This window comes from Achromobacter sp. 46006 (assembly GCF_059761975.1).
Window position 1 is genome coordinate 180,686 of sequence record NZ_JCBANN010000002.1, and the last position, 14,011, is coordinate 194,696.

Annotated in this window: 13 protein-coding genes and 1 pseudogene; 6 read left to right on the plus strand and 8 right to left on the minus strand. The window is 65.4% G+C overall.

All coding sequences use genetic code 11. The features are described 5' to 3' along the window. Positions 1 to 7 precede the first annotated feature (7 nt). Positions 8 to 889 carry an AAA family ATPase gene (locus AC6LKG_RS02185; RefSeq protein WP_498162389.1) on the minus strand — a complete coding sequence of 294 codons (882 nt, stop codon included), beginning with the start codon at positions 887 to 889 and terminating at the stop codon, positions 8 to 10. 178 nt (positions 890 to 1,067) lie between these two features. On the opposite strand from AC6LKG_RS02185, the gene AC6LKG_RS02190 reads away from it, so the two are divergent. Both AC6LKG_RS02190 and AC6LKG_RS02195 read left to right on the plus strand, forming a co-directional pair. Further along, entirely contained in the window at positions 1,068 to 1,418 is a 351-nt protein-coding gene (locus AC6LKG_RS02190) for a c-type cytochrome (protein ID WP_498162391.1), read from the plus strand. Positions 1,419 to 1,432: 14 nt separating this feature from the next. Then, positions 1,433 to 1,795 carry a c-type cytochrome gene (locus tag AC6LKG_RS02195; RefSeq protein WP_498162393.1) on the plus strand — a complete coding sequence of 121 codons (363 nt, stop codon included), beginning with the start codon at positions 1,433 to 1,435 and terminating at the stop codon, positions 1,793 to 1,795. 71 nt (positions 1,796 to 1,866) lie between these two features. Here AC6LKG_RS02195 and AC6LKG_RS02200 read toward each other — a convergent pair whose 3' ends face one another. Continuing rightward, positions 1,867 to 2,292, minus strand: coding sequence for a DUF1841 family protein (locus AC6LKG_RS02200; protein ID WP_498162395.1), 426 nt, complete (start codon positions 2,290 to 2,292; stop codon positions 1,867 to 1,869). 205 nt (positions 2,293 to 2,497) lie between these two features. Between AC6LKG_RS02200 and icd the strand changes: the two genes are divergently transcribed. The 4 genes from icd to AC6LKG_RS02220 all read left to right on the plus strand — a co-directional run bounded on the left by icd (position 2,498) and on the right by AC6LKG_RS02220 (position 8,133). Next, entirely contained in the window at positions 2,498 to 3,754 is a 1,257-nt protein-coding gene (gene icd / locus AC6LKG_RS02205) for an NADP-dependent isocitrate dehydrogenase (protein WP_049071757.1), read from the plus strand. 209 nt (positions 3,755 to 3,963) lie between these two features. Next, the gene (locus tag AC6LKG_RS02210) at positions 3,964 to 4,941 is read left to right on the plus strand and encodes a glycosyltransferase family 9 protein (RefSeq protein WP_498162396.1); all 978 of its coding nucleotides are present in this window, start codon (positions 3,964 to 3,966) and stop codon (positions 4,939 to 4,941) included. Between the two features lie 132 nt (positions 4,942 to 5,073). After that, complete coding sequence (locus tag AC6LKG_RS02215) at positions 5,074 to 6,345, plus strand: O-antigen ligase family protein (RefSeq protein WP_498162398.1); 1,272 nt, start codon at positions 5,074 to 5,076, stop codon at positions 6,343 to 6,345. A 243-nt stretch (positions 6,346 to 6,588) separates the two neighbouring features. Then, positions 6,589 to 8,133, plus strand: a complete 1,545-nt coding sequence (locus AC6LKG_RS02220; protein WP_498162400.1) for a methyl-accepting chemotaxis protein — start codon at positions 6,589 to 6,591, stop codon at positions 8,131 to 8,133. Here AC6LKG_RS02220 and AC6LKG_RS02225 read toward each other — a convergent pair. The 6 genes and pseudogenes from AC6LKG_RS02225 to kdpC all read right to left on the minus strand — a co-directional run bounded on the left by AC6LKG_RS02225 (position 8,111) and on the right by kdpC (position 13,981). Continuing rightward, entirely contained in the window at positions 8,111 to 9,010 is a 900-nt protein-coding gene (locus tag AC6LKG_RS02225; RefSeq protein ID WP_498162401.1) for a 4-hydroxy-tetrahydrodipicolinate synthase family protein, read from the minus strand. The genes AC6LKG_RS02220 and AC6LKG_RS02225 overlap by 23 nt on opposite strands. A gap of 3 nt (positions 9,011 to 9,013) precedes the next feature. Beyond that, the gene (locus AC6LKG_RS02230; protein WP_498162402.1) at positions 9,014 to 9,259 is read right to left on the minus strand and encodes a hypothetical protein; all 246 of its coding nucleotides are present in this window, start codon (positions 9,257 to 9,259) and stop codon (positions 9,014 to 9,016) included. Positions 9,260 to 9,481: 222 nt separating this feature from the next. Further along, a pseudogene (locus AC6LKG_RS02235) lies at positions 9,482 to 9,763 on the minus strand (TorF family putative porin); the annotation flags it as partial. Positions 9,764 to 9,838: 75 nt separating this feature from the next. Continuing rightward, positions 9,839 to 10,531 carry a two-component system response regulator KdpE gene (gene kdpE, locus AC6LKG_RS02240; protein WP_498162404.1) on the minus strand — a complete coding sequence of 231 codons (693 nt, stop codon included), beginning with the start codon at positions 10,529 to 10,531 and terminating at the stop codon, positions 9,839 to 9,841. Between the two features lie 3 nt (positions 10,532 to 10,534). Beyond that, positions 10,535 to 13,321, minus strand: a complete 2,787-nt coding sequence (locus tag AC6LKG_RS02245; RefSeq protein ID WP_498162406.1) for a DUF4118 domain-containing protein — start codon at positions 13,319 to 13,321, stop codon at positions 10,535 to 10,537. Positions 13,322 to 13,372: 51 nt separating this feature from the next. Beyond that, complete coding sequence (kdpC, locus tag AC6LKG_RS02250; protein ID WP_049071772.1) at positions 13,373 to 13,981, minus strand: potassium-transporting ATPase subunit KdpC; 609 nt, start codon at positions 13,979 to 13,981, stop codon at positions 13,373 to 13,375. Positions 13,982 to 14,011 lie beyond the last annotated feature (30 nt).

A 14,011-nucleotide genomic window follows, 5' to 3' on the forward strand; every position in this document is an offset into this window, starting at 1 on the left:
GAGGGCGTCAGCGGCGCTGGGTGCCGCGGGTCATGGCGGCGAGCCGTTCCAGCAGGTGCACGTCCTGTTCGTTCTTGAGCAGGGCGCCTGCCATCAGCGGCACCGCGGTAGCTGCGTGCGCGTCGATCTGCGCCGCGCTGACGTCTTCGGCCAGCAGCAGGCGCAGCCAGTCCAGCAGTTCCGAGGTGGACGGCTTTTTCTTCAGGCCGGGGGCGTCGCGCAGGGCGAAGAAGGTGTCGAGCGCCGCGCGCAGCACGTCCTGCTTGAGTTCGGGAAAGTGCACCGCGACGATGTCGCGCATGGTGTCGCGGTCGGGGAAGCGGATGTAGTGGAAGAAGCAGCGGCGCAGGAAGGCGTCGGGCAGGTCCTTCTCATTGTTGGAGGTGATGATGACCAGCGGGCGGTGGCGCGCGGCGATGGTCTGGCGCGTTTCGTACACGTGGAATTCCATGCGGTCGAGCTCGCGCAGCAGGTCGTTGGGGAATTCGATGTCGGCCTTGTCGATCTCGTCGATCAGTACCACCACCGGCTGCTCGGCTTCGAACGCCTGCCACAACGTGCCCTGCACGATGTAGTTGCGGATATCGCGCACTTTTTCGTCGCCGAGCTGCGAGTCGCGCAGGCGCGACACGGCATCGTATTCGTACAGGCCCTGATGGGCCTTGGTGGTGGACTTGATGTGCCATTGCAGCAGGGGACGGCCCAGCGCGCGCGCCACTTCCTCGGCCAGCATGGTCTTGCCGGTGCCGGGCTCGCCCTTGATAAGCAGCGGGCGCTGCAGCGTCAGGGCGGCGTTGACGGCGAGCTTCAGGTCGTCGGTGGCGACGTAGCGATCGGTGCCATCGAAGCGTGCGGGCGGTGCGGAAGGAGCGGTCTGGGCAGCGGACATGGATCGGCGGGCTTGTTGGGGTTGATGGGGATCAAAGCCATATTCAGGTATTAATCCTGGACAATTATCGTACAATCAGGCGGTTTTGCAGTTGGGTTCGACCCGCAACGTGTTTGCCGGGGGCCTTTCCGTGTGAGCAGGCCCTAGTCCTCAAGCCATACCAAGAAGAGCCATCCCAATGAAGTTGCGATTCTCTCTGAAGTACACGGTTTCTCTGCTGACCCTGGCATCCTGTGCGATCGCCGGCCAGGCAGTAGCTGCGGATGCAGCGCCGGTCGGTAATATCCAGAACGCCCGCGACAAGGTCTCGATGTGCATCGGTTGCCACGGCATCGAAGGCTACAAGGCGACCTTTCCCGAGCTGTATCACGTCCCGATGATTGCCGGGCAGAACGCCAAATACATCGAGACCGCCCTCAACGAGTACAAAAAAGGCGCGCGCAGCCATCCCACGATGGACGCCATTGCCGGCAGCCTGTCCGACCAGGACATTGCCGATCTGGCCGCGTACTACTCGAATCTGAAATGACAGGGGGCAACCACATGAACCGCATCATGCTTGCCCTCGCGGGCGCGACGTTGGCCATTTCGGGCGCGACTGCCCAGGCCCAGGACCTGGCGGCCGGCAAGGCCGTGTTCGACAAATTCAATTGCGCCTCGTGCCACGGCGCCGACGCCAAGACGGCGGTGGATCCGGCCTATCCGACCTTGGCCGGCCAGCATGCCGACTATCTGGTGCATGCGCTCAAGGCCTATCGCCGCGGCGCTTCGGGCAGCGCGGCCACGGCCAATGTGCGCAAGAATCCCATCATGGGGGCTTTCGCCACGCAGTTGTCCGACCAGGACATCAGCAATGTGGCTGCCTGGCTGTCGTCGCTACCGAGCGACCTGGGCGTGCGCAAGTAAGGTCGGGCCGCCCGGCGTCATGAAAAAACCCTCGGGCGACCGAGGGTTTTTTCATAGCGCGTGGGGAGGGCCTAGCGTTCGGCGCGCTGGCGGATCAGGTCGATGTAAGTGTCGCTGTCCAGCGGCGTGCCCAGGCGTTGCGCTTCCCAGACCACCCGGCCCAGGCATTCCATGATCTCGTGCGCCGCCTGGTGTGCATCGCTGCGCGCCACCAGCCGCTGGTAAGCATTGCGGATGCCCGGCGGATGGTCGATGGAGAGCTGCTCGGCGATGGCCAGGTGCATCGACAGGTGCAGGAACGGGTTGGTGCGGCCTTTTTCCACCGCGTACTCGGCGCTCATGGCCTCGGGGCTTTCGAGGTCGGTGTGGTATTCCTGGTGCTCGATGATCCAGTCCAGCGCCATGGCCTCCAGCGGGGTCAGGACCTCGTTGGCGCGATGCTTGCGCCAGGTTTCGATGAAGAATTCGCGGACTTGGTCGCGGGAAGGGTTGAACATTGTCGGACGGTTGCCATGCTGGCCAGAGAGGGCTTTATTTTACCGCCCGCCGCCGCGCCACCCGCCCGGCGGCCCCAATGCGATATAGAATTGGTTGCTATCCGCTATCCAGTGGGCGTCCGGCCGGGGCCACGCGGCCCGCGGCGCTCACGCCAGCCGATGCGGCGCGCGTGCAGAAAAACCACCCGGAGCAAATGGAGCATTCATGTCCTATCAACATATCAAGGTGCCCGCTGGGGGCCAGAAGATCACGGTCAACGCTGATTTCTCGCTGAATGTGCCTGATCAGCCCATCGTGCCCTATATCGAGGGCGATGGCACGGGCGCGGACATCACCCCGGTGATGATCAAGGTCGTCGATGCCGCGGTGCAAAAAGCGTACGGCGGCAAGCGCAAGATCCACTGGATGGAAGTCTACGCGGGCGAGAAGGCCACCAAGGTCTACGGCCCGGACGTGTGGCTGCCGGACGAGACCCTGGAAGTCGTCAAGGACTACGTGGTGTCGATCAAGGGCCCGCTGACCACGCCGGTCGGTGGCGGCATCCGATCTCTGAACGTGGCGTTGCGCCAGCAACTGGACCTGTATGTCTGCCTGCGCCCGGTGGCGTACTTCAAGGGCGTGCCCTCGCCGGTGCGCGAGCCCGAGAAGACCAACATGGTGATCTTCCGCGAGAACTCGGAAGACATCTACGCCGGCATCGAATACATGGCCGAGAGCGAGCAGGCCAAGGAACTTATCCAGTTCCTGCAGACCAAGCTCGGCGTCAAGAAGATCCGTTTCCCCAATACCTCGTCGATCGGCATCAAGCCGGTGTCGCGCGAAGGCACCGAGCGACTGGTGCGCAAGGCGGCGCAGTACGTCATCGACAACGACCGTACCTCGCTGACCCTGGTGCACAAGGGCAACATCATGAAGTTCACGGAAGGCGGCTTCCGCGACTGGGGCTATGCGCTGCTGCAGAAGGAATTCGGCGCGCAGTTGATCGACGGCGGCCCGTGGTGCAAGTTCAAGAACCCCAAGACCGGCCGGGAGATCATCGTCAAGGACGTCATCGCCGATGCGTTCCTGCAGCAGATCCTGCTGCGTCCGGCCGAATACGACGTGATCGCCACGCTCAACCTGAACGGGGACTACATTTCCGACGCGCTGGCCGCGCAAGTGGGCGGCATCGGCATCGCCCCGGGCGCCAACCTGTCGGATTCCGTGGCCATGTTCGAGGCCACCCATGGCACGGCGCCGAAGTACGCGGGCAAGGACTACGTGAATCCGGGTTCGGAGATCCTGTCGGCCGAGATGATGCTGCGCCACATGGGCTGGACCGAGGCGGCCGACCTGATCATCTCCAGCATGGAGAAATCGATTCTGTCCAAGAAGGTGACGTACGACTTCGCCCGCCTGCTCGAAGGCGCGACGCAGGTGTCATGCTCGGGCTTCGGCCAGGTCATGATTGAAAATATGTGACTGGATCTTTTTTATTGGCGCTCCACAAAAACCCGCAAGCCCCCGAAGGCTGCGGGTTTTTTTAGAACATGCACGTTTTTTGGGGCGGGGCTGCGGGCGATGTGTGCGTCGAAATACGACAAAACGAAATAATTTGTGATTATTACGACAGTATAATTACGGCGCTTGTAATACGGTAATCCCTTCAGCCCGCGTATTTTTCCTTGGATATGGCACAACCCGCTCCCGATATGCCACCTTACGATGCCTCGGCCTCTGTCCGTGGCTTGCGCGAAGCCAGCCGGATCGCGCTACTGATGGCGCCCAGGCTGGGTGACACGCTGTTGATGATGACCATGGCGCACAACCTGGCTGCGCATGGACGCGAGGTGACCGTTTTCGGCGATTTTGCCTACGGCCTGAAGACCTGGTTCCCGGGTATGGACATCCGGCCGTCGTTGACGCATGAGCAGGCCGGGGAGGTCCTGGTCGACTATGATTGCGCAGCGCAGATGCATGTGGGCTGGCCTTATGCCCTGCACGACGTTGCCGCATCCTATTTCTATTACGACGCGCACGTGGTCATCACCGGCAAGGGCTTCGTCAAGCTCAACCAGATCAGTGATTACTGCCGCGATGCATTGGAATTGCCCCTGTCCGGCACCGATATCGGCCTGCGGCCTCCGGTGGCGGGGCGTCATCGTGTGTTCGAAACCCGGGTGGCGGTGCATCCGTCGTCCACGGGGGCCCAGCGCTGCTGGGCGCCCCGGCATTTTGTCGAGCTGGGCCTGCGCCTGCAGCGGCAAGGGTATGAACCGGTTTTCATCCTGGCGCCGCACGAGCGGGCTGAATGGACCTGCCTGACCGATGCCGGCCTGGCGATCCAGCAGTCACCGTCGTTAGCTGACGTGGCCGCGTTTATCCATGAATGTGGCTGGTTCATCGGCAACGAGTCCGGCATCGGCCATTTGGCTTCCAGCGTCGGGGTGCCTACCTTGACGCTGACGGGCCGTCCGACCCGGACCAAGGCCTGGCGGCCGGGCTGGTCGATGTCGCGCATCGCCTATCCCGCCTATATTCCGGGCGGCCGTTGGCGCGATCGCCTGTGGCGCGAATGGCTGCGTCCCGGCAGTGTCATGGCCGCGTTCGAAAGCCTGACGCGAGACTATAAAAAATCCATGGCGGCCTCCAAGGCCGTCCGTTCTTGATTCCGGACAGCGGTGCCGCGGTGAATGGATGCTCGATTCCGCGCATTCCGTCGCTGCCTGTGCGCTGGCCAATCCCCGCCCCTACCTCTGGATGTACCGACTGGTCGTCGCAACGGCTGAGCTGAACCTATCATGTCTATCAATTGCCTGCGCAGTGTCGCGTTCCTGACGCTGCTGATTCCCGCCCTGGCCCTGACCAGTGCCGTGGGAGGACCCGCCATCCTCTATCTGACCGCCGTGATCGCGTTGACGGCGATGGCGATCAACCTTGTGCGGCCGCGCGAGCCTTTTGCATTGCGAGAGCTGCTGCCGATGGCCGTGGCACTAATGGCGCCGCTGCTGGCGATGCTGATCAGCAGCAGCTACCTGGGGGTGTGGAGTTCTTCCGAAATCGAGAAGCTGCTGCGTTTCGCCCTGGCGGTGCCGGTCTGCTGGCTGCTGCTGCGCGCGCCGCGCAACTGGCTGCAGCATGTGCAATGGAGCTTTCTGTTCGGCGCCTTCGCAGGTTCGCTGATGCTGATTTACATCGTGCACTCCCCGAGCCTGGGTCGTGGCGCGGTTTCCGATTTCGGTGGTCGCTATAACGCAGTGGCCTTTGCCGACCTGACGATTTTCTTCGGCCTGGCAGCACTGCTGACGCTACCCTGGCGGCTGTCGCCCTGGCCGCGCCTCGAGGCAGGGCTGAAAGTCGCAGCCGTTCCCCTCAGCATCTATGGTGTCTGGGTGTCGCACACCCGCAGCAGTTGGGCCTTGCTGTTGGTGTTCGGCCTGGTCTATCTGCTGACCGAGCGGCAGTGGCGGCGCCGCAGCAAACTGTTGTTCCTGGGCGGTCTGATCGTGGTGATGGCGGTCCTGGCCGCCGTATCCTGGCATTCGAAGGAAAGTCGTTGGAAAGGGGTGGTATCCGACTTGAATCGCTACGAGCAGCATGATCGGGATACCTCGGTGGGAATCCGCATCCAGCTATGGGAAGCCTCGTGGCTGATGTTCAAACAGAGTCCCCTGGTCGGCGTGGGCGTGCCCAACTTCCGGCCTGAACTGGCGAAGTTGCAGCAGCGGGGCATCGTGACGGAAGAGGTCGCAATCGGCTACGGCGAACCGCACAACGACATGCTCGGCGCGCTGGCGGGCTATGGCCTGCTGGGCCTGCTCAGCATCCTGGCGCTGTATCTGATTCCCGCGGCGATCTTCTGGCGCCGTTCGGCCAGCAACGATCCCGTGGTGCATGTAGGTTCGCAGGTCGGCATGTTGTTCTGCCTGGGCTATTTCGTCTTCAGCCTGTCGGAAATGATGTTCCGCAATATGCGCAGCGTGCCGATCTACGCACTGACGGTTGTGGTGCTGTATGCCTTGACATCGGCCCGCTCCGGACTGGCGCAGCAGCGTCTCCAGACCGGACGCTAGCGATCGCGGGGCCGCCTCGCGGCTGGCTTGTCCGCATAAAAAGCAAGGCTTGTATGGCCTTGCTTTTTTTTCGCGCGCGCGTTGCGCAGCAAATGCCGAATGCGCTTGACGTAGATCAAGCCGGCCCTCTCTCGTCGGTGAAAACCCTGCTGCGCCCTCGTATTCTGATCGGACGCAACATATAAATAGTCACATTCCGCAGTTTTTGGTTGCGAGCGCGGAAAGACATGACAAAGAGGGTCTATGAAGAATTCAAGCTTGCGCAGGGAGTTGCTGTGGTTCGTTTTCGCCACCGGTTTTGCCGTGCTCGCTTTGGGCGGCTGGGAAGCCTGGGAGCGGCGGGCCGAAATGTTGGCCGAGCGCAAGACGGAACTGCGCCATGTGCTGGACCTGGCGGCCGGCATCTTGCGCAACGGCAAGCAACGCGCCGTCGACGAAGGACTGTCGGTCGAGCAGGCCAAGCGCAATGTGGCGCAGCGCCTGGCACAACTGCGCTATGGCGTGGATGGCTATGTCGGGGCATTTGACGACGGCTATGCGCTGCTGGTGCATCCCGATGGCCAGCTCGCGGGGACCAATGTGCGGGCGGTCAAGGACAGCGAGGGCCTGCCGATCTTCGAGGAGCTGTACGCCCGTGGCAAGCAGGGCGGCGGTTTCGTCGAATACCATTTTCCGCGGCCGGGGACGGAAGCTGCCCTGCCCAAGATCAGCTATGCGGTCTACGACGCGGAATGGGGCTGGTTGCTGTTCACCGGCTTGTATGTGGACGACGTCGATGCTGCATTCAGCGCCACGCTGTGGCGTCAGGGGGGCGTGACGGTGGTCTTGCTGGGGCTGTTGCTGGCGGCGGCGTTGCGCTTTTTCCGTTCGCACATCATCCGCCCGCTTGACGAGGCGGTCGAGGTCTGCGAGCGGGTGGCGCGGGGAGATCTGTCGAGCATCATTTCGCGCCACCACCGCGGCGAGATCGGACGGCTGTTTGGCGCCATGGCGCTGATGCAGGAACGGCTGGACGTGGCGGTGCGCAGCATCGTTCATGCCACCGGCTCGATTGCGGCGGCATCGCGCCAGATCGCGGCGGGCAGCATGGATCTGCATGACCGGACCGAGAAGCAGGCGGCGGCGCTGGAGCAGACCGCGGCCAGCGTCGAGCAGATCACCGCTACCGCCAGGCAGAGCGCAGACCATGTGCGCGAAGTCAGTTCGCTGGCGGGGCAGTCGGCGCAGCTGGCTCGCCAGGGCAGTGAGGAAACCCAGCAGGCGATCGACGCGATGCGCGAGATATCGCAAAGCTCGCAGCGGATCGACGAGATCATCCGGCTGATAGACGAGATCGCGTTCCAGACCAACATCCTGGCGCTCAATGCCGCTGTGGAGGCCGCGCGCGCTGGCGAGCAGGGCCGCGGGTTCGCGGTAGTGGCGGGTGAAGTGCGGGCGCTGGCGCAGCGCTCGGCCACCGCCGCCAAGGAAATCAAGACGCTGATCGAGGCGTCCTCGGATTCCGTCGCGCGTGGCAGCCAGCGGGTCGAGCAGGCCAGCGCCACGATGGACAGCGTGTTGCAGTCGGCCGCCACCAGTGCGCCATTGATGGGGGAGATCGCCACGGCCTCGGCCGAGCAGAGCGTGGGCATCGAGCAGATCAACCAGGCGGTGACGCACCTGGATGGCGTGACGCAGCAGAATGCGGCGTTGGTCGAGGAGTTCGCCGCTTCGGCTGCCACCCTCCACGACCAGGCCGACGACCTGGCGCGCGCGGTGGCGGTGTTCAAGCTGTCTGCAGCCTATTGAAGGAACCCCGTACCGCGCTCATGGCGCGTTGCAGACGCGGGGTCAACTCGCGGCTGGCGCGGGTCAGCGGCGGGCGCAGTTCATCCCTTATCAGGCCTTGCAACGCCAGCGCGCGTTTGATCGGTGCGGGGTTGGGCTCGGTGAATAGCAAGCGGATGAGGCTACGCAGGGGTTCGAACAGTTCGCGTGCGGCGTGGGCCTGGCCATCGCGCGCAAGTTGCATGGCCTCGACGAAACGTTCCGGGAACAGGTGCGCTGCCGCGGGGATCGCACCGCGCCCGCCGGCCAGGAAATGATTCAGCAGCGCGGTGTCTTCACCGCACAGTGCATCGAGATGGCCTCGCGCGTTCAACGCCATCAGCACCGGTGGGTTGCATTCCTTGACCGCACCAAAGTTAGGCAGAAGTGCCAGCGCCTCCATGGTTTCGACCGTCATGGTGACGCCTGCGCGCTTGGGGATGTTGTAGAGGATGATGGGACGTTCGGTGGCCCAGGCGATCTGGCGGTAGTGCCACAGAATGCCCTGTTGCGATGGCCCCAGATAATAGGGAGGCGGCACCAGGTAGCCGGCGGGCGCGTACTTGTCCAGCCGGCGGATGGCGGCGGCCACGCCGCGCGTATCCACCCCGCCCGCGCCGAATACCAGCGGCAGGGCGTGCGGATCGCGGCGGATAGCCTCGATCATCTCGATCTTTTCTGGGATGGACAGCAGGTTGCCTTCGCCGGTGGAGCCGAACAGCACCAGGCCGGTGACGCCGGCATTGCGGTAGTAGCGTGCCAGCGCCTGGGCGGCTTCGCAATCGACGTAGCCGCCGCGCATCGGCGTGACCATCGGCAGCCAGAGACCTTCGAAAGTGGGCGGGAGCGGAGTATTCATGGCTTACTGCACCGCGATGGCGCCTGCGGGGCGCAGCGGGCCGAATTCGGCCCGGGGCAGGCCGCACATCACCGCGTGCATCAAGGCGTCGACCTGGTCGCGGTCGCAGTGCAACTGCAGAATGCTCTGGCCATGGGCGTGATCCACCGACAGCACGTAGACGCCGATACGTTCGCCCAATTCACGGTGCAGGGCCAGCCGGACCTTCAGGGCGTCGAGCGTGTCGATCCTGACGGTCAGGGAGAGCATCTCGGCAGCGTGCGGTGCGTGGGCCGGAGTGGGACGGTAAAGCGAGGCGTGCGTGGTGCGTTCTGGGCGGGGAAGCATGGCGGTCGGGGAGCGCAGCCGCGAGGGTGGGCTCGCGCGTATCCGGTTGGTTGATGACGATTCCACTATAGAAAGCGAGCCGTAAAACCTGCCGATAAATGCGGACGCGGCGCGTAAAAAGCGCGTCAACGTCCGTCCGTTTCCTCAGAAGGTCTTGGTCAGCGACAGCAGGCCGGTGGCGCGGCCCATGTAGCGGCCGCGGCTGTTGGTGTATACGGCGCGGTCGGCGTTGGTGTCGAGGTAGGCGAGCGAGATCGCCAGGCCCTGGCCGAATTCCTTGGTCAGTCCCAGCTTCCAGTCGGTGTAGGCGCCATCGGTGATGTTACGCACCATCTGGCGGCCGACGTGGGCGTTGACCGTGACGCCCCAGAAGCCGGTGTCGAAGTTGCCGCTCAGGTCGAAGTATTGGCTGTACTTGCTGTCGGCGAGACAAGAGAGGCGCGGCCCGCATAAAAGGCGCATCAATGGCGTCGCATGCAGCGCCTGCCTGCGCGGCGGGCTTCACCCCGCGAAGCGGTAACCCACGCCGATCTCGGTCAGCAGGTAGACCGGCTGCGCCGGATCCGCTTCGAGCTTCTGCCGCAGGTGGCCCATGTAGATCCGCAGGTAATGGCTGCTTTCCACATGCGACGGACCCCAGACCTCGCGCAGCAGTTCGCGGTGCGTCATGACCTTGCCTCGATGGGCCAGCAGTGCGGCAAGCAGACGGTACTCCATGGCGGTCAGGTGCACATGCTGGCCGCCGCGCTCGACCACGCGCTTGGCGAAATCCACGCGCACATCGCCGAAGCCGATCTCGGCGGCGCTGCCCGCGCCGCCCCGGGCATGGCGCCGCAGCAGCACGCGTAGCCGCGCCAACAATTCGCTGACACCGAACGGCTTGGTCAGGTAATCATCGGCGCCTGCATCCAGCGCCGCCACTTTGTCGGCCTCGGCCGCACGCGCCGACAGCACCAGCACCGGCACTTCGGTCCAGCCGCGCAGTTCTCGGATCAGGGTCATGCCGTCCTCGTCCGGCAGGCCCAGGTCCAGCACCACGGCGTCGGGTTGGCGCGTGCCGGCCTCGATCAGGCCGCGTTTGACGGTATCGGCTTCGAACACGGCGCAGCCTTCGTCTTCCAGGGCCTGGCGCACGAAGCGGCGTATATTGGCGTCGTCCTCGATGATGAGAACGGTGGGCTGAAATTCGAACATGGCTCAAGCGATTTCGGGTTGAATCGGGGGCGGGCTGCCCAAGGGCAGGGTGAAGACGAACTGCGCGCCGTGAGGTTCCCCCGGCGCATGTTCGACCCAGATGCGGCCGTGGTGGGCACTGATTATGGCTTCGCACACCGCCAGGCCGAGGCCGACGCCGGGCGTGGCGGACTCGCGTTCGCCCCGGGTGAATTTTTCGAAGATGCGGCGCTCTGCGCCGGGCGCCACGCCGGGGCCGTTGTCGCAGACCGCCACGCGCAGCTCGCCGTCCCGCGCCACGGCGTGCACGCGTATGGCGCTGCCGGCGGGAGTGTACTTGGTGGCGTTCTCCAGCAGATTGCACAGCACCCGCTCGATCAGAACGCCGTCGCATTCGACCAGCGGTAGGCCGGACAGGCTGTCGACCGAAACGCGATACGCCGCGAGCGGTTCGCGCATGGCGGCCAGCGAGGCGCCGACCAGTTCCTCGATCGACTGCCACTCCAGCCGCAGCGGCGTGTCGCGGCTCTGCAGCCGCGCCATGTCGAGCAGGTTGGCGACCAGCGCGTGTATGCGCTGCGCCTGGTCGCGCATGGCGCGGATGGTGTCCTGGATGTCGGCTGGCAGCGCCTCCTGGCGCCGCGTCAGTGTGTCGGTCATGCCGACCAGGCTTGTGAGCGGCGTGCGCAGGTCATGCGAGACCGCCGCCAGTAGCGAGTTGCGCAGCTTCTCGGATTCCATGCTGACGAGCGCCTGCTGCGCCACTTCCACATAGTGCAGGCGTTCCAGGGCGATGGCGATGAGCGTGGCGTAAGCCTCGATCTGGCGGCGCGAGTCGGGCTGGGAGAAGAGGCTACGGCGCGGCGCGGCCAGCGCCAGCACGCCGCGGGTGCGCATCGGTGCTTTAAGCGGCAAGTAGAGCAGTTCGCTGTTGGACAGCGTGGCGGTGCCGGCGCCGGCCGCCTGGCCGTGGTCGTAGACCCACTGAGTCAGCGCCGATTCCAGCGGCGGCATGTCGTCGGCAGCGGGCGAGGCTAGCTTGAGGCGGTCGTCCTGGCCCAGGATATAGAGCGCGCAGCGCGAACCGAAGGTAGCATGCACGAAGGCGCTGGCGGACGCGACGATCTGTTCGGGCAGCAGTGCGGATGACAGTTCGCGCGCGAATTCGTACAGACTGCGCGCGTCGGCCTCGCGCTTGACGGAGGCCTGGGCCTGCAATCGCAGGCCAGCGGTGAGCTGGCCGATCAGTAGACCCACGGCCAGCAGCACGCCGAAGGTCAGCAGGTACTGCACGTCCGATACCGCGAACGAGGCCAGCGGCTGCACAAAGAAGAAGTCGAACAGCCCCACGCTGACGACCGAGGCGAGCGCGGCCGGGCCGCGGCCATGGCGCAGCGACACCGCGACCACCGCCAGCAGGAACAGCATGACGATATTGGTCTGGTGCAGCGCGGGGAAAGCCAGCGCCGACAGCGCGGTGGCTGCCCCGCAATAGCACAGCGCCCAGGCGTAGCCGGCCAGTGTCAATGGGCCACGTTCGTCGGCCGCCTGGCGGCCTCGGCGGCCCAGCGTGAGCGGATCGCGGCCGGCACCGCTGGCGGCGGGAAGCGGTGGCGCCCCCAGGCGGATGACGTCGATTTCGGGGCAACCGGCCGCCAGCATGTCAGCGAAGCTGTGGCGGCGCCACAGCCAGCCAGGGCTGATGGCCGCCGTCAGCAGTGCCGACAGCGACAGGCGCAGTCGTTGCAGTCCGCTGGCGCGGGTGCGGCCGACGATGGCCTTGGTGATGTTGTGGCGACGTACGTAGCGCACCACTGCGTCGACCATGTCGCCGCCGGCCAGGGTTTCACAGCGCGCGCCGAGCGAGTCTGCCAGCGCCAGACTGCGTTGCAGTCGTTCCCGCTCGGTTTGCGGCGGCGGCGCGGCGCGCGGCGCGTCGATGGTGACCACGTGCAGGTCGCATTCGAGCTGCTGGCTGAGACGGTGGGCGCTGCGGATCACGTATTCGGCGTCGGCATCGGGGCCGATGCAGGCCACCACCGCTTCGCGGGTGCGCCAGACCGGTTCGATGGCGCGGTCGCGACGGTAGGCCTGGACGTCGTCGTCGACGTGGTCGGCGGTGCGGCGCAGCGCCAGCTCGCGCAGCGCGATCAGGTTGCCCTTGCGGAAGAAGTTGCGGGTGGCGTGGCGCGCCTGTTCGGGCAGGTATACCTTGCCTTCCTTCAGGCGGCGCAGCAGTTCGTCGGCCGACAGATCGACCAGGATGACTTCGTCGGCCGCGTCGAAGACCTCGTCGGGCACGGTCTCCCAGACCCGCACGCCGGTGATGCTGCCGACGGCCTCGTTCAGGCTGTCGAGGTGCTGCACGTTGAGCGTGGTCCAGACGTCGATGCCGGCCGCCAGCAGCTCCTGGATGTCCTGCCAACGCTTGGCGTGGCGCGAACCGGGCGCATTGGAGTGGGCCAGTTCGTCGACCAGCACCAGATCGGGATGCGCCTGCAGCGCGCCATCCAGGTCGAACTCCTTGAGCGCATGGCCGCGGTAGGCGACCTCTTTGAGCGGCAGGACCGCCAGGCCTTCGAGCAGGGCGGCGGTTTCGCGGCGGCCGTGTGTTTCGACGATGCCGGCCAGCACGCGGGCGCCCTGCGCGGCATGGGCTCGGGCGGCCACCAGCATGGCGTAGGTCTTGCCGACGCCGGCGGAGGAGCCGAAGTAGACCCGCAACTTGCCGCGCACCGCCTGGCGCGCGGCATCGTCGAGGTCTTTCAAGAGCGCGTCCGGATCGGGACGCTCGCCAGCATTGTCAGCCATGAACGCGCAGGTGAAGTGGGGGAACGGCTGGCAATACTATACGCCGGCGTGTCATTTCACCGGCGCCAGCTGGTCCAGCGCCAGATTGAGCTTGAGCACGTTGACCACGGGGTCGCCCAGCACGCCCAGCCAGGGCTTGCTGGTGTTGGCCGCGATCAGCGCGTCGACCTTGTCGCGCGGCAGCTGGCGGGCGCGGGCCACGCGCGCGGCCTGGTAGGCCGCGGCGGCGGGACTGATGTGCGGATCCAGGCCGCTTCCCGAGGCAGTGATGAGGTCCACCGGCACCGGGGTGGGATTGTCGGGGTCGGCCGCCTTGAGGGCGGCGATGCGCGCCTGCACGGCCTCGGCCAGCGCCGGATTGCGCGGGCCCAGGTTCGAGCCGCCGGAGTTGGCGGCGTTGTACGGCATCGGCGAGGTGGCCGACGGCCGGCCCCAGAAGTACTGCGGCGCGCTGAACGACTGGCCGATCCATTCCGAGCCGACCACCTTGTCGCCCTGGCGGATCAGCGAACCCGACGCTTCATGCGGGAACACGGCGGCGGCGATGCCGGTGGTCAGGAAGGGGTAGGCCAGGCCGGTCACCAGCGACAGGGCGGCGAAGACGACCAGCGCGGGGCGCAGGATGCCGCCTTGGCGCGGCAGGGGAAGAGCTTGTTTCATGATGAGTTCCTTTCCAGTGACGGGCGCGGG

What these genes read in the sequence shown, in the direction of transcription:
- AC6LKG_RS02185 (WP_498162389.1), bottom strand. Translation starts at nt 889, where the DNA reads ATGTCCGCTGCCCAGACCGCTCCTTCCGCACCGCCCGCACGCTTCGAT.
- AC6LKG_RS02190 (WP_498162391.1), top strand. Translation starts at nt 1,068, where the DNA reads ATGAAGTTGCGATTCTCTCTGAAGTACACGGTTTCTCTGCTGACCCTG.
- AC6LKG_RS02195 (WP_498162393.1), top strand. Translation starts at nt 1,433, where the DNA reads ATGAACCGCATCATGCTTGCCCTCGCGGGCGCGACGTTGGCCATTTCG.
- AC6LKG_RS02200 (WP_498162395.1), bottom strand. Translation starts at nt 2,292, where the DNA reads ATGTTCAACCCTTCCCGCGACCAAGTCCGCGAATTCTTCATCGAAACC.
- icd (WP_049071757.1), top strand. Translation starts at nt 2,498, where the DNA reads ATGTCCTATCAACATATCAAGGTGCCCGCTGGGGGCCAGAAGATCACG.
- AC6LKG_RS02210 (WP_498162396.1), top strand. Translation starts at nt 3,964, where the DNA reads ATGGCACAACCCGCTCCCGATATGCCACCTTACGATGCCTCGGCCTCT.
- AC6LKG_RS02215 (WP_498162398.1), top strand. Translation starts at nt 5,074, where the DNA reads ATGTCTATCAATTGCCTGCGCAGTGTCGCGTTCCTGACGCTGCTGATT.
- AC6LKG_RS02220 (WP_498162400.1), top strand. Translation starts at nt 6,589, where the DNA reads ATGAAGAATTCAAGCTTGCGCAGGGAGTTGCTGTGGTTCGTTTTCGCC.
- AC6LKG_RS02225 (WP_498162401.1), bottom strand. Translation starts at nt 9,010, where the DNA reads ATGAATACTCCGCTCCCGCCCACTTTCGAAGGTCTCTGGCTGCCGATG.
- AC6LKG_RS02230 (WP_498162402.1), bottom strand. Translation starts at nt 9,259, where the DNA reads ATGCTCTCCCTGACCGTCAGGATCGACACGCTCGACGCCCTGAAGGTC.
- kdpE (WP_498162404.1), bottom strand. Translation starts at nt 10,531, where the DNA reads ATGTTCGAATTTCAGCCCACCGTTCTCATCATCGAGGACGACGCCAAT.
- AC6LKG_RS02245 (WP_498162406.1), bottom strand. Translation starts at nt 13,321, where the DNA reads ATGGCTGACAATGCTGGCGAGCGTCCCGATCCGGACGCGCTCTTGAAA.
- kdpC (WP_049071772.1), bottom strand. Translation starts at nt 13,981, where the DNA reads ATGAAACAAGCTCTTCCCCTGCCGCGCCAAGGCGGCATCCTGCGCCCC.